Annotated in this window: 18 protein-coding genes; 13 read left to right on the top strand and 5 right to left on the bottom strand. The window is 65.3% G+C overall.

What is annotated here, in order from left to right; translation table 11 throughout:
* The first annotated feature begins 3 nt into the window (after positions 1-3).
* The 4 genes from JQ603_RS13265 (at position 4) to JQ603_RS13250 (ending at position 3,652) form a co-directional block, all read left to right on the top strand.
* Positions 4-1,269: an NAD(P)/FAD-dependent oxidoreductase gene (locus tag JQ603_RS13265; protein ID WP_212339895.1), complete on the top strand. Its 1,266-nt coding sequence runs from the start codon at positions 4-6 to the stop codon at positions 1,267-1,269.
* A gap of 9 nt (positions 1,270-1,278) precedes the next feature.
* Positions 1,279-2,022 (top strand): aspartate/glutamate racemase family protein, encoded by a 744-nt coding sequence (locus JQ603_RS13260; protein WP_018641179.1) that lies wholly within the window; start codon positions 1,279-1,281, stop codon positions 2,020-2,022.
* 108 nt (positions 2,023-2,130) lie between these two features.
* Complete coding sequence (locus JQ603_RS13255; protein WP_245003562.1) at positions 2,131-2,835, top strand: GntR family transcriptional regulator; 705 nt, start codon at positions 2,131-2,133, stop codon at positions 2,833-2,835.
* 37 nt (positions 2,836-2,872) lie between these two features.
* Positions 2,873-3,652: an SDR family NAD(P)-dependent oxidoreductase gene (locus JQ603_RS13250; protein ID WP_212339893.1), complete on the top strand. Its 780-nt coding sequence runs from the start codon at positions 2,873-2,875 to the stop codon at positions 3,650-3,652.
* A gap of 149 nt (positions 3,653-3,801) precedes the next feature.
* Here the strand turns inward: JQ603_RS13250 and JQ603_RS13245 are convergent, their stop codons facing one another.
* From JQ603_RS13245 to JQ603_RS13235, 3 genes are read right to left on the bottom strand one after another with little or no spacing between them, the layout of a single operon-like run.
* A complete protein-coding gene (locus JQ603_RS13245; RefSeq protein ID WP_212339892.1) occupies positions 3,802-4,596 on the bottom strand; it encodes an IclR family transcriptional regulator in 795 nt (264 codons plus the stop codon).
* Between the two features lie 19 nt (positions 4,597-4,615).
* Positions 4,616-6,349: an FAD-dependent oxidoreductase gene (locus JQ603_RS13240; protein ID WP_212339891.1), complete on the bottom strand. Its 1,734-nt coding sequence runs from the start codon at positions 6,347-6,349 to the stop codon at positions 4,616-4,618.
* An 8-nt stretch (positions 6,350-6,357) separates the two neighbouring features.
* Positions 6,358-7,572, bottom strand: a complete 1,215-nt coding sequence (locus JQ603_RS13235; protein ID WP_212339890.1) for an ABC transporter substrate-binding protein — start codon at positions 7,570-7,572, stop codon at positions 6,358-6,360.
* A 590-nt stretch (positions 7,573-8,162) separates the two neighbouring features.
* Here JQ603_RS13235 and JQ603_RS13230 point away from each other — a divergent pair.
* Complete coding sequence (locus JQ603_RS13230; protein WP_212339889.1) at positions 8,163-9,461, top strand: MFS transporter; 1,299 nt, start codon at positions 8,163-8,165, stop codon at positions 9,459-9,461.
* Positions 9,462-9,470: 9 nt separating this feature from the next.
* On the opposite strand, the gene JQ603_RS13225 is transcribed toward JQ603_RS13230, so the two are convergent.
* On the bottom strand, positions 9,471-10,997 hold the full coding sequence (locus JQ603_RS13225) for a hypothetical protein (protein WP_349630734.1): 1,527 nt from the start codon (positions 10,995-10,997) through the stop codon (positions 9,471-9,473).
* 195 nt (positions 10,998-11,192) lie between these two features.
* Here JQ603_RS13225 and JQ603_RS13220 point away from each other — a divergent pair, with 195 nt between their 5' ends.
* From JQ603_RS13220 to JQ603_RS13185, 8 genes are all read left to right on the top strand, one after another.
* Positions 11,193-12,542, top strand: a complete 1,350-nt coding sequence (locus JQ603_RS13220) for an ABC transporter substrate-binding protein (RefSeq protein ID WP_212339888.1) — start codon at positions 11,193-11,195, stop codon at positions 12,540-12,542.
* Positions 12,543-12,619: 77 nt separating this feature from the next.
* Complete coding sequence (locus JQ603_RS13215; protein WP_212339887.1) at positions 12,620-13,498, top strand: ABC transporter permease; 879 nt, start codon at positions 12,620-12,622, stop codon at positions 13,496-13,498.
* Positions 13,495-14,385, top strand: a complete 891-nt coding sequence (locus tag JQ603_RS13210; protein ID WP_212339886.1) for an ABC transporter permease — start codon at positions 13,495-13,497, stop codon at positions 14,383-14,385. Before JQ603_RS13215 ends, JQ603_RS13210 begins: the two co-directional genes overlap by 4 nt.
* A 7-nt stretch (positions 14,386-14,392) precedes the next feature.
* Positions 14,393-15,499: an ABC transporter ATP-binding protein gene (locus JQ603_RS13205; protein ID WP_212339885.1), complete on the top strand. Its 1,107-nt coding sequence runs from the start codon at positions 14,393-14,395 to the stop codon at positions 15,497-15,499.
* Positions 15,500-15,521: 22 nt separating this feature from the next.
* A complete protein-coding gene (locus JQ603_RS13200; protein WP_212339884.1) occupies positions 15,522-16,013 on the top strand; it encodes a (2Fe-2S)-binding protein in 492 nt (163 codons plus the stop codon).
* A 2-nt stretch (positions 16,014-16,015) separates the two neighbouring features.
* On the top strand, positions 16,016-18,403 hold the full coding sequence (locus JQ603_RS13195) for a xanthine dehydrogenase family protein molybdopterin-binding subunit (RefSeq protein WP_212339883.1): 2,388 nt from the start codon (positions 16,016-16,018) through the stop codon (positions 18,401-18,403).
* 11 nt (positions 18,404-18,414) lie between these two features.
* Positions 18,415-19,212 carry an FAD binding domain-containing protein gene (locus tag JQ603_RS13190; RefSeq protein ID WP_212339882.1) on the top strand — a complete coding sequence of 266 codons (798 nt, stop codon included), beginning with the start codon at positions 18,415-18,417 and terminating at the stop codon, positions 19,210-19,212.
* A gap of 16 nt (positions 19,213-19,228) precedes the next feature.
* Positions 19,229-20,719: an amidase gene (locus JQ603_RS13185; protein ID WP_212339881.1), complete on the top strand. Its 1,491-nt coding sequence runs from the start codon at positions 19,229-19,231 to the stop codon at positions 20,717-20,719.
* A 41-nt stretch (positions 20,720-20,760) separates the two neighbouring features.
* Here JQ603_RS13185 and JQ603_RS13180 read toward each other — a convergent pair whose 3' ends face one another.
* Entirely contained in the window at positions 20,761-21,057 is a 297-nt protein-coding gene (locus tag JQ603_RS13180; protein WP_212339880.1) for a hypothetical protein, read from the bottom strand.
* Between the last annotated feature and the right edge of the window lie 93 nt (positions 21,058-21,150).

The raw sequence follows: 21,150 nt of genomic DNA, 5'->3' as shown, positions 1-21,150 counted from the left end.
GCGATGCCTGAGGGCCGCCACGTCGCCATCATCGGAGCCGGCGCGGTCGGCGTGATCAGCGCCATCGAGGCGCTGCGCGAAGGACATCGCGTCACGCTGATCGATCCGGGCGAGCCCGGCGGCGAGCAGGCGGCGAGCTACGGCAATGCCGGCTGGCTCTCCTCCCATTCGGTGATCCCGCCGGCCGAGCCGGGTATCTGGAAGAAGGTGCCGGGCTATCTGATGGACCCGCTCGGCCCGCTCGCGATCCGCTGGTCGTACTTGCCGAAGGCCTTGCCGTGGCTGATCAAGTACCTGCTCTCGGGCTGGACCGCGGCGCGGGTCGAGAAGACGGCGTTCGCGCTGCGCGATCTCCTGAAGGATGCGCCGCTGCTGCACAGGAAGCTCGCGGAAGAGGCGGGTGTGCCTGAACTGGTCGAGCGCAACGGCGTGATGCATGTGTTCCCGTCGCGCGGCAATTTCGACAACGATCTCGGCTGGCGCCTGCGCAAGAAGGTCGGCGTCGAATGGCTGGAGCTCAACGCCGACGAGATGCGTCAGCGCGAGCCGGACCTGCATCCGCGCTACACCTTTGGCGTGGTGGTGGAAGAGGCCGGGCGCTGCCGCGATCCCGGCGCTTATGTCGCCGCTCTCGCCAATCATGCGATCGCCGGTGGCGCCAAGCACGTGCGGGCCAAGGCGACCGGGCTGAAGCTGTCCGGCAACAAGCTCGTGGCCGTTCTCACCGAGACCGGCGAGATCGCTTGCGATGCTGCCGTCGTCGCGGCCGGTGCCCGCTCGAAGCAGCTCACCGCATCGGTCGGCGATCCCCTGCCGCTCGAAACCGAGCGCGGCTATCACGTCATGATCGAGAATCCGGAATCAGGTCCGCGCAGCTCGATGATGGCCTCCGACGCCAAGATGGTGGTGAACTGGACCAACAAGGGCCTGCGCGCCGCCGGCACGGTCGAGATCGCCGGCCTCGAGGCCGCGCCGAACTGGAAGCGCGCCGAGATTTTGCGCAACCACCTTCTCGGCATGTTCCCGAAATTGCCGAAGGATATTCCGGCCTCGCGCATCAAGACCTGGTTCGGGCATCGGCCGAGCATGCCTGATGGACTTCCCTGCATAGGCCATGCGCGCGCCTCGCGCGACATCGTCTACGCCTTCGGCCACGGTCATGTCGGCCTGGTCGGCTCGGCCCGCACCGGCCGTCTCGTTGCCCAGCTTCTGAGCGGCAAGCAGCCCGAAATTCCGCTCGCGCCGTTCGCACCCAATCGCTTCCTCTGAGATCGCACCATGACCTATCCTGCCAACTCGCCTTCTCGCATTGCCCGCGGCGGCAAGGCCGTCTATGGCGCGCCGCTCGGCATTCTGATGCTGGAAGCGCGCTTCCCCCGCATCCCCGGCGACATGGGCAACGGCACGACCTGGCCGTTCCCCGTGCTCTATCGCGTGGTGAGCGGCGCTTCGCCGGAGAAGGTGGTGCTGAAGGGCGCGGCCGGCCTGCTGCCCGATTTCATTGATGCCGCGAAAGACCTGGTGCGGCTCGGGGCGGAGGCCATCACCACCAATTGCGGCTTCCTCTCGCTGTTCCAGAAGGAGATCGCCGCCGCCGTCGGTGTGCCTGTCGCGACCTCATCGCTGATGCAGGTGCCGTGGGTGCAGGCGACCCTGCCGCCCGGCAAGCGCGTCGGCCTCGTCACGGTGTCGGGCTCGACCTTGACGCCGGCCCATCTCGAAGGCGCCGGCGTGCCGCTCGATACGCCGCTGGTCGGCACCGAGCACGGCAAGGAGTTCTTCCGCGTCCTGATCAAGGCCGAGAAGGATGACATGGATATCGCACAGGCCGAGCGAGACGTGGTCGAGGCCGGCAAGGAGCTCGTTGCCAAAAATCCCGACGTCGGCGCCATCGTGCTGGAATGCACCAACATGCCGCCTTATGCGGCGGCCTTGCAGGCCGAGGTCGGCTTGCCGGTCTACGACATCTATTCCATGATCACCTGGTTTCATGCTGGACTGCGTCCGCGCGCCTTCGCCTGATTCCTTCTGTCGCAAAGCTCTAGACAAGCTCTGCTAAACTCCGGTTTGCATTGCCATTGTCCACTTTAGCCCGGTATATTGGGCTGTGTTCGGGCATGAATGCAGCTGATGATGAGCAACGTGGAACTGGCTTCCGACAGTATCGTCGATCGCGTCTATGAACAGCTCAAGGCGATGGCCGTGAGCTACGAGTTCAAGCCGGGCGAACGGCTCAACGAGGGCGAGCTGGCCAAGCGCCTCGGCGTCAGCCGCACGCCGCTGCGCGAGGCGCTCAACCGCCTCAACACCGAAGGCTTCCTGCGCTTCACACCGGGCAAGGGCTTCTTCTGCCGCGAGCTCGACGCGCACGAGATCTTCGATCTCTACGAGCTGCGCAAGTCGATCGAGGTCGCCGCGATCCGCCTCGCCATCAAGCGCGCCAAGGACGAGGATATCGACGCGCTGCTGAAATTCCTCGAGGCCACCGGTCCCGATCCCGGCGAGCGCACCTCGGTGGAACTGGTCGAGCTGGACGAGACCTTCCACGAGCGGCTGATGGGCATGTCGAACAATGCCGAGATGCTGCGCGTGCTGCGCAACGTCAATGCCCGCATCCGCTTCGTGCGCTGGATCGACATGGACCGCATCAACCGCTCCAACACCCAGGCCGAGCACCGCGCGGTGGTCGAGGGCCTGAAGGCGCGCAATGAAGAGGCCTGCGTGTCGGTGCTGGAAAAGCACATCGACCGCCGCCTCGATCGCATCACCGCCGCGATCAAGGAAGGCTACGCGCAGATCTACATGCCGGCCACGGCGCGAACGGCGGCGAATTGACGCCCGACACGGCGTCCTGTTTTCGGGAAGCGCACGGATGAAGCTCAAAGACAAGGTCGCCGCCATCACCGGCGCGGCGCGCGGTATCGGCAAGGCCTGCGCCAAGAGATTTTTGGATGACGGCGTCAAGGTCGTCATCTCGGATGTCGATGCCGAGGGTCTTGCCGCGACGGCCGCCGAGCTTGGCCGGCCGGATGCGCTGCGCACCGTCGTCGGCAATGTCGCCAAGCGCGCGGACGTCGATCAGCTCGTCGCGACCGCGGTGAAGGAGTTCGGCCGGCTCGACATCATGGTCAACAATGCCGGCGTCGCCCGCAACCGGGACATCCTCGAGATCACCGAAGAGGAATTCGACGAAGTCATCGGCATCAATCTGAAGGGCGCGTTCTTCGGCGTGCAGGCGGCGGCCAGGCAGATGATCGCGCAAGGCGGCGGCGGGGTCATCATCAACATGTCCTCGGTCAACGCGCTGCTGGCGATCCCGGCGCTTGCGACCTACGCGATGTCCAAGGGCGGCATGAAGCAGCTGACGTCGGTCGCGGCCGTCGCGCTCGCCCCGCACAACATCCGCGTCGTCGCGGTCGGGCCGGGCACGATTTTGACCGACATGGTGGCGTCGTCCATCTACACGTCCGAGGATGCGCGCAAGACCGTGATGTCACGCACGCCGGCCGGCCGCGGCGGCGAGCCGAGCGAGGTCGCATCCGTCGTGGCGTTCCTCGCCAGCGACGATGCATCCTACATCACCGGGCAGACGATCTATCCCGACGGCGGGCGGCTGATCCTGAACTACACGGTGCCGGTGAAGGAAAAGTAGAGGGCGCGAGGTCGCTCCACGATGTCGTCCTGGCGAAAGCCAGGACCCATTACCACAAGACGTGGTTTGGCGTAGACTCGTGGTTGCCAGCTCACCCGACGACTGCTCCCGGGGGTAATGGGTCCTGGCTTTCGCCAGGACGACTCGAATCACTCCGCCGCAATCGTCATCCCATGGCCCAGCCGCTTCGAAATGCCGCCGGCGCAGTCGCGCAGCGCATGTGCGATCGGGCTGTCCCAGCGCGCATCAAAAGTGCCTTCCGGCCCCATCGCGGTGATGACCAGCGCCACGTGGCCGGCATGGTCGAACACCGGTGCCGAGAACGCGTTGACGCCGGGCAGGGGATCGCCGAGCGCGCGGGCGAGGCCGTGCTTGCGGACCTCGTTCAGCATCTCGGCGACCTTCGCGCCTTTCACCGCCCGCTTCGGATTGTAGCCGACGCCGTGGCGGTCGAGGCCGCTTTCGAGTGCGGCACTGATGGTCTTCTCCGGCAGGAACGCCGCAAACGCACGGCCGGTGGCGGTTTCCAGCAGCGCCATCACCGAGCCGGCCCGCATCACGATGTGCACGGGCTGGCCCGGTTCTTCGAGCTGCACCACGGTCGGGCCATGCGTGCCCCAGACCGCCAGCGAGACCGCGTGCCCGATCTGGCTCGCAAGCGCAGCGATCCTGGGACCCGCGATGCGCACGCCAGACAGACGGCGCAGGCTGATCAGGCCGAGCTCCAGTGCGAGCGCACCGATCTCGTAACGGCCGGTGGTCTCGTCCTGCTCGATCAGCCCGATGCGCGAGAAGCTGGCGAGATAGGGATGCGCCTTGGCCGGCGTCATGCCGGCCTCGCGCGCGAGATCGCGCAGCATCATCGGCTCGCCGCTGCGGGCGAGAGCGCGGAGCAATTCTCCGCCGACCTCGATCGACTGGATGCCGCGGCTTTCTCTCTTCATGCGCCTCCTGGCGTCGCGCTTACGCCGCGTTGCGCCTCGCGGCGCTGTCGGCGAGATGACGGCCGGCAATGTAGCCGAAGGTCAGCGCCGGCCCAAGCGTGATGCCGGCGCCGGGATAATTGCCGCCCATGATGCTCGCCATGTCATTGCCGGCGGCATAGAGGCCGGGAATCACCCGGCCCTCGGCGTCGAGCGCGCACGCGTTTTCGTCGGTGACGATGCCGGCATAGGTGCCGAGATCGCCGATCACCATCTTGACGGCGTAGAACGGGCCGTTCTCGATCGGGGCAACGCAGGGGTTGGGGCCGTGCAGCGCGTCGCCCTGATAGCGGTTATAGGCTTTTGAACCCTTGCCGAAGGCGGCATCCTGGCCTTGCGGCGCCGTCGCATTGAATTGCTTGACGGTCTCGACGAATGCCTTTGCGTCGATACCGGCTTTCGCCGCCAGAGCTTCAAGCGTGTCGCCGCGCATGAGGTAGCCGGTCTTGAGGTGATGACCCGTCGGCATCGGGAAGGGCGGCACGCAGCCGAGGCCGTATTTGCGCAGCGTCGGGTGATCGCAGACGAGATACGCTGCGATCTCCTCGCCGGGTTTTGCGGCCTTGATCATGGCCTGGACGAAGTCGTGATAGGAATTGCCCTCATTGGCGAAGCGCCTGCCATCGCGCATCACCGCGATGACGCCGGGCTTGGCGCGGTCGATGAAGTGCGGCATCACGCCCTTCGAGCCGTCCTTGCGCGTGGTCAGCGACACCGGCACCCAGGCTGCCGCGTTCGGCAGGCGATCCTCGATATGCCCGCCGGCGCTTTCCGCAAGCCGCAGGCCGTCGCCGGTATTGCCGGTGGGGCCGGGCGAAAAGTGCTCCTTGCCGGTCGGTGCGTGCGGGAACATCTTCTTGCGACGTTCGACATCGTGCGGGAAGCCGCCGCAGGCGAGCACGACCCCCTGTCGCGCGCGAACACGCACCTCGCGGCCCTCGCGGACGACGATGGCGCCGGTGACTGCGCCGTTCTCGACCGTCAGCTCGCGCACCGGGGAGGACAGCCACATCGGAATCTTCAGATCCTGCGCGGACTTCGCGAGGCGTCCTGCGAGCGCATTGCCGTTGGTCAAGGTCATGCCGCGGCCATAGCGGAGCACGTCCATCAGGTGCCGCGACAGGCGCTTGGCGACATAGACCGCCGAGGTCAGCGATTTCGTCGCGCGCATGAAATGGACGATGTCCTTGCCTGACCCCAGCATCATGCCGAATACGGTGAGCTCGGGGAGCGGCATGCCCAGCGTCTTGATCTGGTCGCCGAGCTCGCGGCCGTCGAACGGACGGGCCACCATGGAGCGGCCACCCTGCGTGCCGCCCGGCGCCTCGGAGTGGTAGTCGGGAAAGACCAGCGGCATGTCGAAGCGCAGCGTGGTCCTGGTGGTGAAGAAATCAACGGCCTCGGGGCCGGCGTTCAGGAAGGCATCGACCCGCGCGGCGTCGTAATTGTTGCCGGCTTCGTGCCGCAGGTAAGTTCGCGCCTGCTCGGGCGTTTCCTCGATGCCATAGGCCTTCGCCAGCGACGTGCCGGGAATCCACAGCCAGCCGCCGGAGCGGGCGGTGGTGCCGCCGAAGCGCGGCTCCTTCTCCACGATCAGCACGTTGAGCCCGCGAGAGCGCGCGGTGATCGCGGCCGACATGCCGGAGCAACCCGATCCGGCCACGAGCACGTCGCACTCGTAAGTCTCAACTGCGTTGTGCTCGCTGCCGGTCATCGCTCACCTCACTTCTTCAGAAGCGGACATTTGGACTCCGAGACCGGGCGAAAGGCGTCCTCGCCCTTCACGGTCTTGACGATGTCCAGATAGTCCCACGGTTCCTTGGACTGCTCGGGTGACTTCACCTTGGCCAGATACATGTCGCGAATGACGCGGCCGTCCTCGCGCAACTTGCCGCCATGGACGAAGATATCCTCGATCGGCAGCTCGCGCATCTTGGCCATTACCTTGGCGGGATCGTCGGTGCCGGCGGCCTTGATGCCCTTGAGATAATGCAGCACCGAGCCGTAGACGCCGGTGTGGATCATGGTCGGCATCACCTTGGTGCGCTCGTAGAACTTCTTCGACCAGGCGCGGGTTGCCTCGTCCATGTTCCAGTACGCGGCCGTGGTCATGTAGGTGCCCTGCGCGGCCTTGAGGCCGATCGCGTGCACGTCGGTGTCGAACATGAGGAGGCCGACCAGCTTCTGGCCGCCCTGGACGAGGCCGAACTCGCCGGACTGCTTGATGGCGTTGTCGGTGTCCTGGCCGGCATTGGCGAAGGCGACCACGTCCGATTTCGAGCTCTGCGCCTGCAGCGCGAAGGAGGAAAAGTCGGCGGTATTGGTCGGGTGCTTGACGCCGCCAAGTACCTTGCCGCCCATCTCGTTGATGAAGCGCGTCGCGTCCTTCTCGAGCTGCTGGCCGAAGGCGTAGTCCGCCGTGATGAAGTACCAGGACTTGCCGCCTTCCTTGATCACGGCGGACGCCGTCACCTTCGACAGCGCATAGGTGTCGTAGGTGAAGTGCACGGTGTTCGGGCTGCACAGCTCGTCGGTCAGCGAGCTCGCGCCGGGGCCGGAGAGCAGGGCGATCTTATTGCGCTCGCGCACCATGTTGTGCACGGCGATCGCGATGCCGGAATTGGGGATGTCGACGACGGCATCGACCTTGCCGTTGTCGAACCAGCCGCGCACGATCTGCACGCCGACATCGGTCTTCATCTGGTGATCGGCACTGATGATCTCGATCGGCTTGCCGAGCACCGTCGGCCCGAACTCCTCCACCGCCATCCTGGCCGCTTCGACCGAGCCCGGCCCGCTGTTGTCGCGGCCCCAGCTCGACAGGTCCGTCAGCACGCCGATCCGCACCGCGTCGTCGGAGACTTGCGCAGTCGCGGCTGTTGTCATGGCAGCCGAAGTCATGGCCGCGAGCATGGCGCAGGCCAGAAAGCCTCTCATCGTCGTTCCCTCACTTTTATGGGCCGCTTGTTGTGGCCGTTGTTCTGGCGATAAATTAGATATTGGCAAATGAATTTGTCAATGGCGAATAGAGGGGTGAGGCGGGTTCCGCGGGGCGGCGGCTTGGAGCGGTGAGTTGGAATGTCGGTGCCCAATACGCGGTGTCGTCCTGGCGAAAGCCAGGACCCATAATCACCGCAGGCTGTTGTTTCGGACGCTTTAGCCGCAGCGCGTGTTTGATAACGCTGACCGGGGTAATGGGTCCTGGCTTTCGCCAGGACGACGATGAATGGGCAGAGTGCCAAACTGGTTCACCAACCGTCATTGCGAGCCAACGGGTCCGCGCAAAGCGCGGCCCGATGACAGGCTCCGCGAAGCAATCCAGAGTCTTTCCGCAGAGGCAGTCTGGATTGCTTCGTCGCATCAGCGCAAAATTGCTGCGCAATTTTGTCGCGAGCTCCTCGCAATGACGGGCGTTGCGAAGCGGCCCACAAATCTCTCGTTGTTATCCTGTGAGAGCCTTCACCTCCGCAGGTTGCAACCCTCCCTGCGATTGGCCATGATGCCATCCGGAATTTTTGGGGCAGGGCATGACGGCAGCAACGGGGGTCTCCGCGGCGACGGAGAGATCGACGACGGCGCATGTGGTGTGGGCGAGCGCGCTCGGCACCGCGATCGAGTGGTACGACTTCCTGATCTACGGCACGGCCGCTGCGCTCGTCTTCAACAAGCTGTTCTTTCCGAGCTTCGATCCGTTCGTCGGCACGCTGGTCGCGTTCTCCACCTACGCGGTCGGCTTCGTGGCGCGGCCGATCGGTGGCGCGATCATCGGGCATTACGGCGACCGGCTCGGCCGCAAGACGATGCTGGTTGCGACCATGATCGCGATGGGGCTCGGCACCTTCCTGATCGGCTGCCTGCCGACCTACAGCCAGATCGGCGTCTGGGCGCCGATCCTGCTGATCGCCTTGCGCTTCGTCCAGGGCATCGGGCTCGGTGGCGAGTGGAGCGGCGCGGTCGTGATGGTGATCGAGCATGCCGGCAACCGCCGCGGCTTCTACGGCAGCCTGGTGCAGATCGGCTTTCCCGTCGGCGTTGCCGCCTCCACCGGCATCTTTGCTCTGATGACCAAGCTGCCCGAAGCCGATTTTCTGAGCTGGGGCTGGCGCATGCCGTTCTGGATCAGCATTCTGCTGGTCGGCGTCGGCTTCATCGTGCGGCTGAGGCTGGCCGAGACGCCGCACTTCAAGGAAGTCGTCGAGCGCAAGGAGGTGCTGGCGCAGCCGGTGCTGGAGGTGCTTCGTCGCGACTGGCGCAGCTTTCTTCTGGCGATCGGCATCACGGTGTCGGAGGTCGGGCTCGCTTATCTCCTCACTGTCTTCACCGTGGTCTATGCCACGACCAAGCTCGGCCTGCCGCGCCAGGTGATCCTGGATGCGGTGGTCTATGCCGCGATCGTCGAGTTCGCGACGCTGCCGCTCGCCGGCTGGCTCTCCGATATTTTCGGCCGCAGGGCGCTGTATCTCGCCGGCGGCGTGTTCTCGGTGGCGCTCGCGTTTCCGCTGTTCTGGTTCCTCGACACCAGGGAGCCGGCACTGATCACGCTCGCGCTCGTCGTCACGATGACGCTGACCCACGCGCTGCTGTTCGGACCGAAGGCCGCCTTCATGCCGGAACTGTTCCGTACCCAGGTGCGCTACAGCGGCGCATCGCTCGGCGCCAATGTCGCGGCCGCGCTGAGCGGCGGTTTCTCGCCATTGATCGCAACCGCACTGCTGGCTTGGGCGGGATCCTACTGGGCGGTGTCGGTGTATATCATCGGGCTCTCGATCATCACGATCATCGCGAGCTTGCTGGCGCCGGAGACGGCGCGCGACGCTCTGAAATAGCAGCTTGCTTCAGCGACAGGCCGCGGCGTCCGGCATCACCAGGAAGGTGATGCTGGCGGGCGGCAGCCGGAGCCGGCCCGCCGGCGCGGGACGCCCCTGAAGGCGCGGCAGGCCGTCGTTGGCGGCCAATTCCATGGGCTCGCCATTCAACCGGACGGTCGCGCTTTGCAGGCGATCAGCTTGCAGCGTGTAGCGCTCGGCAGGGCCCGCCAAGGTCACGACGTGCGGTGCGTTTCGCGCGCTGTTGATGAGGAGCACGGAGACGGCGCCCTTCGTGTTGGGGTGACAATGCGCGTAGGCGTGAAAGTCGGGCATCGATGGAGTCTCCGCCTCGAGCACGGTCGTGCCCATCAGGCGCCGCCACAGCAGGGCGGCCCAATAATTTGGCCTTGGACGAAACGATTGCTCGTCGAGCAAGCCGTAGTCGCTGGCCGCGAGCGTGTTGTGCATCACCACCTGCACGCCGGCTCTCGCCAGACGGCCGAGCTGGTCGAGATAGCGGAAGGTGTCGAGGAAGGTCGCATCCCAGGGATTGCCGCCGCAGGCAGCGTCCGCCGTTTCCGTCAGCCAGATCGGCTTGTCCGGCTCGAACGCGTCGCGCAGCGCGCGGTAGACGGCGAGCGTGGCGTCAGTGCGGGCCAGCCACTCCTCCGACAGCGCCTGCAACGGATCGTCATGGACACCGCAGCGGGGCGAGAGCGTGTTGTAGTGGTGATAGGAGAAGCGATCGACACTGGGACCGGATGCGGCAAGCAGGTCGCGTGTGGTGATGCCCGAGCCGGACGGTGATGGTGCATCGCCGATCGAGCCCGGTCCGAGGATCAGTGCCTCCGGCGCGCTGCGTCGCATCCAGTCGCGGAAGATCCTGAAGTCGCGGCCATAAGCCTCCGCGTCATATCCCGGCGGCGCGCCGTTGTTCGCTGCAAGCGTCGGCTCGTTCATGAACTCGGCGGCGGCGATGCGACCGCCGAGCGAGCGTGTCGCATCGATGAGGCGCTGCGCCTGGTCCGGCATCCACACGCCATTTGCGTCGCGGCTGCCGGGGCTGACCGCAAAGGACGTCACGATCTCCGCATCGGCCGCGCGGGCGAAGTCGATGACGCCGCGCCATTGCGCGCGGCTGAGCACAGTGTTGAAGCCGGCAGGCGGAGCCGACGGCGCGGTCTCGGTGTCCGCAACATAGGTCGCGTTCGCCCAGGTGCCGCTGACGCGGATATAGGCCGGCGACAGCGCCGCCGCGACCTTGCGCAGGCGAGTGTTGGCGAGATCGATCGGAGGCCTGCCGCTGTAGCGATCGCGCTGCATCCGGCCTTCCGCGTAAGGTTTCCAGAAACGTCCGCCCGTCACCTCCACCATCTCGACATTGTAGGATTGGAAGCGCGAGTCGACTGTGCCGATCGCCTTCATGCGCGGCGGCGCGATCACGACTTCGCTCGCGCATGCTGTGCGACTTGTCGCCGCGACGAGCAATGCGACGCCGATCACGTGCGCGATGCGGACGTTGCCGCATCGTCCAGTCGCCGTCCTTGTATACACGTCCTGACGCCTTCTTATGCGCGCTGCCAAAAGCCAATGCAGCGGTCTGACCCATTAGCCGCGTTTATATCGCGAATTTTTACTTCCAATTTTACTTCGCAAAATCTCAGCCATAGCCTCACGCGCAACTGATCACATCCGCAGCCGATCAGCGGCGATCGGGGCGAGCGTTCATCGTAACCAATGAGGGTTGCCATGTCTGACAGGATTAAGGGGACGTCCACTTCCGATCCGGCGGGAACGGAAGCGACACTTACGAAAAAGCTGAGCCGGCGCATGCTGTTGAAGGGGGCAGCCGCGGTTGCGGGCGCAGCCGCAGGGTCGGACGCGATCCGCGGCTTCCCGACCATCTGGGCACAGGAGATCAAGGACATCGAGCTCCGCCATGTCGGCGTGTCCTATTCGGTGGTGAAGGCGATCGGCGACCAGGCTGCCAAGGATCTCGGCTTCAAGGTGACGATGCAGAACCTCGACACCTCCGCCGCCATCAACCGCTTCATAAGCCAGCCTAATACGGTCGACATTGCCGATCTTGAGGGCTGGCAAGCCAAGCTGGCGGCGAAACGCGGCGTGATCCAGGGCATCGAGGTCAAGAAGGTCAAGGAGTTCGACAACATCCTGCCGATCTTCACCAAGGGCGAGATCGACGGCCACAAGATCCCGCGCCAGGGCATTTCGCCCTATGAGGCCATGTACATCGTCAAGCCTGACGCGACCGACCTCAATGACGGCGTCACCGAATGGGCGACCTTCCTGCCGCAGGTCTACAACGCCGACTCCATCGGCTATCGCCCCGACCTCGTCGGCCATGAAGTGACCGAGTGGAAGGACCTGATCGACCCCAAGTTCAAGGGCAAGGCCGCGATCCTCGACGTGCCCGCCATCGGCATCATGGACGCGGCGCTCTGCTTCGAGAGCGCCGGGCTGATCAAGTACGGCAACAAGGGCAACATGACCAAGGAGGAGATCGACTTCACCTGCAACAAGCTGATCGAGCTGAAGAAGCAGGGCCAGTTCCGCGCGACCTGGACCACCTTCGACCAGTCGGTGCAGCTGATGGCGGCGGGCGAGGTCATCATCCAGTCGATGTGGTCGCCGGCGGTCGCCGCCGTCCGCGTCAAGGAAATTCCCTGCGTCTACGCGCCCGTCAACGTCAAGAACGGCAAGGAAGGCTACCGAGGCTGGTGCAACGGCATGGGCCTGATGAAGCACCTCACCGGCAAGAAGCTCGACGCGGCCTATGAATATCTCAATTGGTACCTGTCGGGCTGGCAGGGCGGCTTTGTCGCGCGCTACGGCTATTACAGCCCGGTACCCTCGACTGCGAAGAAATTCCTCACCCCGGCCGAATGGGCATTCTGGTACGAGGGCCAGCCCGCGCCCGAGGTGGTCAACGATCCCTATGGCGTTGCGATGGAGAAGGCCGGCACCAAGCGTGACGGCGGCTCGTTCCTCGACCGCGTCAAGAACATCTCCTGCTGGAACACGCTGATGGACGAGGCCGCCTACATGAACAAGCGCTGGAACGACTTCAAGGTGGCCTGAAACCTGCTTTCCCTGACGAAAGACGCCGGCGCGGCGACGCGCCGGCGGGTGAGATCGACGTCGAGGCGTTCGCTGACATGCAGCCGAGTCCAACTCCATCGCGATCCAACCTGGCCGGCTGGCTCTATGTCTCGCCGCTGGTCCTGGTGCTCGTGCCGTTCTTCGTGGCGCCGATCCTGGTGGTGCTGGCGGCGAGCTTCTTCGCCACCGACGGGTTTGGCGGGCTCACACCCGGCTTCACGCTGGCGAGCTATGTCGAGGTGCTGCACTCGGCGCTGACGCTGAAGCTTTATCTGGCGACGATCAAGTTCACGGTGCTGACCTGGATCTTCACGCTGATCATCGGCTTCTTCGTCGCCTACTTCCTGGTGTTTCACGTCCGCAACCAGCTGCTCGCGATCGGCCTGTTCCTCCTGTGCACCGTGCCGTTCTGGACCTCGAACATCATCCGGATGATTTCCTGGATTCCGCTGCTCGGCAAGGAGGGCCTGATCAACCAGGCGCTGCTGGCGACGGGCGTGATCCGTCAGCCGCTGGAGGTGCTGCTGTTCTCCGATCTCGCGGTGGTCATCGCCTACGTCCACCAGCTCACGATCTTCATGATCGTGCCGATCTTCAACTCCATGGCGCGGATCGACAAGAAGCTGATCGAGGCCGCGATCGACGCCGGCGCCAGTCGCTTCGACATCATGCGCCTGATCGTGGTGCCGATGTCCAAGAGCGGCATCGCGCTCGGCACCATCTTCGTGGTCTCGATCGTGATGGGTGACTTCTTCGTGGTCAAGGTGATGTCCGGCGGCGGCTCGGCCTCGGTGGTCAGCGCCTTCTACGAGGACGTCGGCGTGCTGCAATATCCGACTGCGGCCGCGAGCGCCGTGCTGCTGACGCTGGTGCTGGTCGCGATCGTCTCACTGATCCTGCGCACCGTCGATGTCAGGCAGGAGATCACGCGATGAGCGCGGTTCTCGCCGACATGCCGGAGACGATTGCCCCTGCAACCAGCAAGGCGATCGCGCCGAGCAAGGGCGGAAGGCCTTGGACGTTCTACGTGCTGGCGACGCTGTTTGCGGCTTACGTGCTCGCGCTCTACGGCCCGATGTTCTGCATCTACATCCTGTCGTTCCAGGACATCCGCGGCGGCCTCGTCTTCCCGATGAAGGGCCAGTCGCTGCACTGGTTCGTCGATCTCTTCACCCAGGTGCGGACCGGCGACGTCAAGGGCTCGTTCGACCGCTCGATCAAGCTCGCGGTCATCGTCACCATCATCACGGTGGTGGTGTCGTTCCTCGCCGGCCTTGGTTTCCGCCGGCGGTTTCGCGGCGACACATTCGTCTTCTACATGATGATCGGCAGCCTGGTCGCGCCCGGCCTCGTGCTCGGTCTCGGCACGGGGCTTCTGTTCCAGGCGCTCGGCCTGAATGCGAGCTGGTACACCTCGGCGCTGGGCGCGCAGCTGTCCTGGACGCTGCCGTTCGGCGTCCTCGTGATGTTCGCGGTGATGTCGCGCTTCAATCACGTCTGGGAAGAGGCGGCCTACGATCTCGGCGCCAGCCGCTGGCAGTCGATTCGGCTGGTGATGATCCCGGTGCTGGCGCCCGGCCTCGTCGCGGTCGCGCTGTTCGGTTTCACGCTGTCCTATGACGAGTTCGCCCGCAGCCTGCAGACGGCGGGCTCGCTGAACACGCTGCCGCTGGAGATCTGGAGCATGACGCTGAATGTCACCTCGCCCTCGCTCTACGCGCTGGGCACGGTGACCACCATCGTCTCCTTCATCGTCATCGGTGCCAGCCTCGGCACCATCGTGCTGATCCAGAAGAAGCGCGGCAGCAGGTCCAAAGGTTGAGCTGGGAATGAAGAACGATCGCGGCGATATCGAACTGGCAGGCGTCTGCAAGAGCTTTGACGGCGTCACCAATGTGGTTGACGGCGTCAATCTGAAGATCGCGGACGGCGCTTATTGCTGCTTCATCGGCCCCTCCGGCTGCGGCAAGACCACGATTTTGCGCATGATCGCCGGCCATGAGGACCCGACCGCGGGCGAGATCGTCATCGGCGGGCAGAACGTCGTCGGGCTCGCGCCGGTGCAGCGCCGCACCGCGATGATGTTCCAGTCCTATGCACTGTTCCCGCACCTCACCGTGCGCGAGAACATCGCCTTCGCCTTGCGGGTGCGCGGGATGTCGAAGGCCGATCGTCTGCGCGCGGCCGACGCCATGATCGAGAAGGTGCGGCTGACGCAGTTCGCCGACCGCCTGCCGGCGCAGCTCTCCGGTGGCCAGCAGCAGCGCGTGGCGCTGGCGCGGGCGGCGATCACCGAGCCGCGCGTGCTGCTGCTCGACGAGCCGCTATCGGCGCTCGACGAGCAGCTCCGCGTCCAGATGCGCCAGGAGCTCAGGCGGATGCAGCAGGAGCTCGGCATCACCTTCATCCACGTCACCCACACCCAGCTCGAGGCGATCGCGCTCGCCGACCTCGTCGTGGTGATGGAGCAGGGCAGGATCAAGCAGGCTGGTGCGGCGCGCGAGGTCTACGCCCATCCGCACGACCGCTATGTCGCGGAGTTCATGGGTGGTCAGAACGTGCTCTCGGGTCGGGTCGAGAAGGTCAACGGCGCAAGCTTCACGCTGGCGCAGGCGACGCCTTCCGGCATCGAGGTGCCGCTTCAGGCCCGCCCGACCGTCAGCATCGGCGACAAGGTCGATATCGCCGTGCGCCGCGACGACGTGGCGCTGGTGAGGCCCGGCAGGGAGCTGCCGCCCGGCTGCACCACATCGCTGCCAAGCCGGGTGCTCGCGATCGAATACCAGGGCTATTTCGTCAAGGTCATGCTCGACACCGTGCCCGACGACGAGTTCGTCGCTTACGTGCCGGAAAAGACCTTCTTCGCGGATCCGTTCACCGTCGGCGATGTCGTGATGGCCACATGGGCCACCGGCAGCGCACTTCCACTCGCCTGAAGACCTCATCGCGCACAGGAGTATGACCGTGCAGATATCCTTTACCCTCAACGGCCGGCCAACCACCGTGGACGTCGAGCCCGCAACGCTCGTCGCCGAGCTCCTGCGCGAGCAGCTCAATCTCACCGGCACGCATATCGGCTGCGACACCAGCCAGTGCGGCGCCTGCGTGGTGCATCTCGACGGTCTTCCCGTGAAGAGCTGCACGTTGCTCGCCCCCGCGCTCGATGGCGCGAGCCTGCTCACCATCGAAGGTCTGCAAGGCGCGCCGGGCTCGAACCGGATGCATCCGATGCAGGAGGCGTTTCGCGAGCATCACGGCCTGCAATGCGGCTTCTGCACGCCCGGCATGCTGATGACGGCCGTGGCGCTCGCCACCGACAAGCCGGACCTGACGGAGGCCGATGTCCGTCACGGCCTCGAGGGCAACATCTGCCGCTGCACCGGCTACCAGAACATCGTCGTCTCGGTCATGGCCGGCGCGGCCGCCATGCACGCCGCCAAGGGAGAGTGACCATGGGCAATGTGATCGGCATCGGCGCCGCCCCGAAGCGGAAAGAGGACCAGCGCTTCCTCACCGGCCGCGGCAATTACGTCTCCGACATCAAGCGTCCGGGCATGACATCAGGCGTGTTCGTGCGCTCGCCGCACGGCCACGCGGTGCTGCGCGGCATCGACAAGAGTGCGGCGCTGGCTTCGCCCGGCGTTATTGCCGTCCTGACCGGCGACGATGTCGCCGACGATGGACTGGGCTCGCTGCCCTGCGGTTGGGGCATCACGGACGCCAAGGGCGTGCCGATGAAGGAGCCGCCGTTCCCGATGCTGGCGCAGGACAAGGTGCGCTTCGTCGGCGACATGGTGGCCTTCGTCATCGCAGAAACGCCGGAGCAGGCGAATGCGGGTGCCGAGCTCCTGAAGATCGATTACGAGGTGCTGCCTTCCGTGGTCGGCGTGCTCGAAGCTGTCAGGCCCGATGCGCCGCAATTGTTCGACGACGTGCCGAACAACATCTGCTGCGACTGGGAGCTCGGCGACAAGGCCGCGGTCGAAGCCGCCTTCAAGAAGGCGGCGCATGTCGCAAAGCTCAGTCTCGTCAACAACCGCCTGATCGGCAACCCCATGGAGCCGCGCGCGGCGATCGCCGAATATGAGCCGGGCACCGATCGCTTCACGCTGTGGACCACCAGCCAGTTCCCGCATGTCGTGCGCTTTTTGATGGGCGCGCTGGTGCTGAACATTCCCCAGCATAAGCTGCGCGTGGTCGCACCCGACGTCGGTGGCGGGTTCGGCGTCAAGCAGTTCCACTACGGCGAGGAGGCCGTGATCACCTGGGCCGCCAAGCGCGTGCGGCGACCGGTGAAATGGGTCGCGAGCCGCTCGGAGGGCTATGTCTCCGATCGTCACGGCCGCGATCACGTCACCGAGGCCGAGCTTGCGCTGGATGAGACCGGAAAATTCCTCGCCTTCCGCGTCAACACGCTCGCCAATATGGGCGGCTATCTCTCGACCTTCGGGCCGAACATCCCGACCAATCTCTACGGGCCGCTGCTCGGCGGCGTCTACACCACGCCGGCGATCTACTGCAATGTGAAGGTGGTCTTCACCAACACCGTGCCGGTCGATGCCTATCGCGGCGCGGGCCGACCCGAGGCGACCTTCGTGCTGGAGCGCATCGTTGATGTCGCAGCCAGCGAGATGGGGATCGACCGCGTCGAGATCCGCCGCCGCAACATGATCCCGAAGGAGGCCTATCCCTACCAGACGCCGGTGCTGGTGCAGTACGATTCCGGCGATCCCATGGGCTGTCTCGACGGCGCGCTGGTGGCGGCCGACGTCAAGAACTTTGGCGTGCGCAAGGCGGCTTCCGCCAGCAAAGGCAAGTTCCGCGGGCTCGGTTACTCCACCTATGTCGAGGCCTGCGGCCTTGCGCCCTCTCGCTTTGCAGGACGGCTGGGGGCGCGCGGTGGCCTCTATGAGAGCGCCACGGTGCGTGTGCATCCGACCGGCCAGGTGACGGTGATGATTGGCACCCACAATCACGGCCAGGGTCACGAGACGACCTTCGCACAGATCGTCTCGGACAAGCTCGGCGTCGCCTTTGAGAATGTCGATATCGTGTTCGGCGATACCGATCGCGTGCAGTTCGGCATGGGCACGTATGGCTCGCGCTCGCTGGTCGTCGGCGGCGCCGCGCTGTCGAAGGCGACCGACAAGGTGATCGTCAAGGGCAAGAAGATCGCCGCGCATCTGCTCGAAGCGTCCGAGGGCGACATCCAATTCGAGGCCGGCAAGTTTTCCGTCGCCGGCACCGACCGCATCAAGACCTTCGAGGAGATCGCGGGCGCGGCCTACGTGCCGCACAATTATCCGCTCGAGGTGCTGGAGCCGGGGCTGGAGGAGCAGGCCTATTACGACCCCGTCAACTTCACCTATCCCGGCGGCTGCCATATCGCCGAGGTCGAGGTCGATCCGGAGACGGGCACGGTTACGCTGGTGAACTACACCGCTGTCGACGACGTCGGCACGGTCATCAACCCCATGATCGTCGAGGGCCAGCTGCATGGCGGCATCGTGCAGGGCGTCGGCCAGGCGCTGTTCGAGAACGCAGTCTATGACGAAGGTTCCGGCCAGCTGCTGTCGGGGTCGCTGATGGATTACTGCATGCCGCGCGCCGACCATCTGCCGATGATGAAGGTCGCGACGCATTCGACGCTGTGCACGCACACGCCGATGGGCGTGAAGGGTTGCGGCGAAGTCGGCACCATCGGCTCGCCCGCCGCCGTCATCAACGCCGTGGTCGATGCGCTCTCGCATCTCGGCGTCACCCATGTCGACATGCCGGCGACGCCGAACCGGATCTGGCGCTTGCTGCAAAACGCGTCGCTGCCGGTCGCCGCGGAATAGGGAGGACAACAATGAAACCGTTTGCCTATCATCAGCCGGACCAGATTCCGGACGCGGCCAAGCTCCTGACCTCGATCGAGGACAGCAAGCTCGTGGCCGGCGGCATGACGCTGATCCCGACGCTGAAGCAGCGGCTGGCCAATCCGCCTGCGCTGGTCGACCTGTCCAAGTTCGGAAGCCTCAAGGGCATCACCGACGACGGCGCCACCATCACCATTGGCGCGATGACGCCGCATGCGGTGGTCGCAGCTTCGAAGGTGGTCCAGACGAAAATCCCGGGGCTCGCCGCGCTGGCCTCGATGATCGGCGATCCCGCCGTGCGCAGCCGCGGCACCATCGGCGGCTCGGTCGCCAACAACGATCCGGCGGCGGACTATCCCGCCGGCGTGCTCGGTCTCGGCGCGACTGTCGTTACCAGCACGCGGGAAATCGCTGCCGACAAGTTCTTCCTCGGCCTGTTCGAGACCGCACTTGAGCCGGGCGAGATCATCACCGCGATCCGCTTTCCCGTGCCGCTCAAGGCCGGCTACGCAAAGTTCAAGGCGCCGGCGTCGCGCTATGCGCTGGTCGGCGTGTTCGTCGCGAAATTCGCCGATGGTGTTCGCGTCGCCGTCACCGGCGCGGGACCAGGCGTGTTCCGCGTGCCGCCGATGGAGGCGGCGCTGTCGAGCAATTTCGATCCCTCCGCGATCGCGGCGATCAAGATCGACAATGACGGCCTCACCTCCGACATCCACGCCGAAGCCGATTACCGGGCGCATCTCGTCACGGTGATGGCCAAGCGCGCCGTCGACGCGGCGCTCAGCTAATTCCTTAGGGTTGATGATGACTGATGGTTCCGGCCGAACGGCCTTCCCGCCGGCGCCGACTGGTCTTGGCGCGCTCTCTGTGACCGAGATCTTGGCCGGCTACCGGCGCAAGGCGTTCACCCCGCGCGATGTCGTCGACGACACCATCGCCGCGCTTCAGGCGACCAACGAGGCCTGCAACGCGGTGGTGACGCCGATGTACGAGCAGGCGAGGGCGGATGCCGACCGTCTCACGAAGGAGATGCGTGCGGGCGAAGCCAAGGGGGCGCTTGCCGGCGTGCCAGTCACGATCAAGGATCTCGTCTTCGTCGCGGGCGTGCCGGCCTATGGCGGTTCGCCGATGAACAAGACGTTCGTGCCCGACGTCGATGCCGCCGTGGTGTCTGCATTGAAGGCATCAGGTGCGATCATCACCTGCAAGACCACCACCTGCGAGTCCGGCTACAAGCTGACGGCCGACAGCCCGGTCACCGGCACGACCCGCAATCCCTGGAATCCAGGCCGTACCAGCGGCGGGTCGAGCGGCGGCGCGGCAGCCGGCGTTGCCGCCGGCTGCGGCCCCATCGCAATCGGTACCGACGGCGTCGGCTCGATCCGGGTGCCATCGTCCTTCTGCGGCGTGTTCGGCCTCAAGCCGACCTTTGGCCTCGTCCCGCGCTCGCCTGGTTTCGCGCCACCGTCCTGGGCCTCGCTCGCGCACACCGGACCGATCACGCGCACCGTCGCGGATGCTGCGCTGACGCTGGAGATCATCGCCGGCTACGACATGCGCGATGCCGCGAGTCTGCCCGTGCCATCCCGTCGCTTCGACACCAACGCTGCGGGGTTGAACGGCATTCGCATCGGTGCCAGCGCCGATCTCGGCTACGCCGCGATCAGTCCCGATGTGCGCGCGGCGTTCAACAAGGCGATTGCCGTTCTCGATTCCTGCGGCGCGCAGGTCACCATGGATGGTCCGGCTCTCGATCCCGGTATTCTGGAGCACACGCTGAAGCCGATTGCTTTCACCGAGCAGGCTGCTGCCGTCGCGACCAAAACGGCGGCAGATCTCGCAAGCTCCGAGGCTGACTATCGCGATGTCATCACGGCCGGCCGTCACTACAGCGGCACGGACTATATCGAGGCCGGTTACCGGCGCGGCCAGGCGCGCAATGCATTCCTGAAACTGTTCGAGCGCGTCGATGCGCTGGTGACGCCGACCGTCGCGGTGACCGCGTTCGAGGCCGGGCAGATCGGTGTCGGCTCGATCGACGGCCGCGAGGTGGACTCGCATCTCGGCTGGTCGCCCTTCACCTGGCCGATCAATCTCGCCGGTCTTCCGGCCGCGACGCTGCCCTGCGGCTTTGACAGTGATGGCCTCCCGATCGGCCTGCAGATCGTCGCGCCCTGGCTCGACGAGCCCACCATCTTCCGCATCGCCGCGGCGTTCGAAGCGGCGCAGCCTTGGTCGAAATTCTGGCCGTTGCTGGCGTTGCGCGAGCAAAGCCCGGCGCACGTCAGGGCGTGACGGTGCTTGCGCAGGTCGCTGACGAGGAGTCTTGCGGGCATCTACGCAGCAGATTCTATATTCACCAAGACTTCTCCGGCGATGATCTCGGGATCGCCAAGATCGAGGTCGTGCAAGCTTGCTCGAACGAATTCCAGCACCTTGGCGTTCGCCGCATTCGCGCTTTCGCGGTCCTCAAATATCATCACGGCGACACCAACGCCTTCACCCCCGTCCAACACATAATAAGACTTGAAGCCGCGCGACTCTCTCAGGATCTGACCGACGCCGCTTTTGGCGCGGCGGGCAGCATCCGCGACCGAACGAACCTTGGTGTATTTTCGAATGAATATGAACATCGGGCCATCCCCTTGCGTCTCGGTTCCTGCCCCGCGCATCAAAGCACACCGGGCCGCTGCTGGACTAGGGCGTACTTGCGAAATGGATCAAAA

It is taken from the genome of Bradyrhizobium liaoningense (assembly GCF_018130825.1).
GTDB classification, from domain to species: domain Bacteria; phylum Pseudomonadota; class Alphaproteobacteria; order Rhizobiales; family Xanthobacteraceae; genus Bradyrhizobium; species Bradyrhizobium liaoningense_B.
The sequence above is the reverse complement of the archived record's forward strand: the minus strand, read 5'-3'. Positions and strand labels throughout refer to the sequence as shown.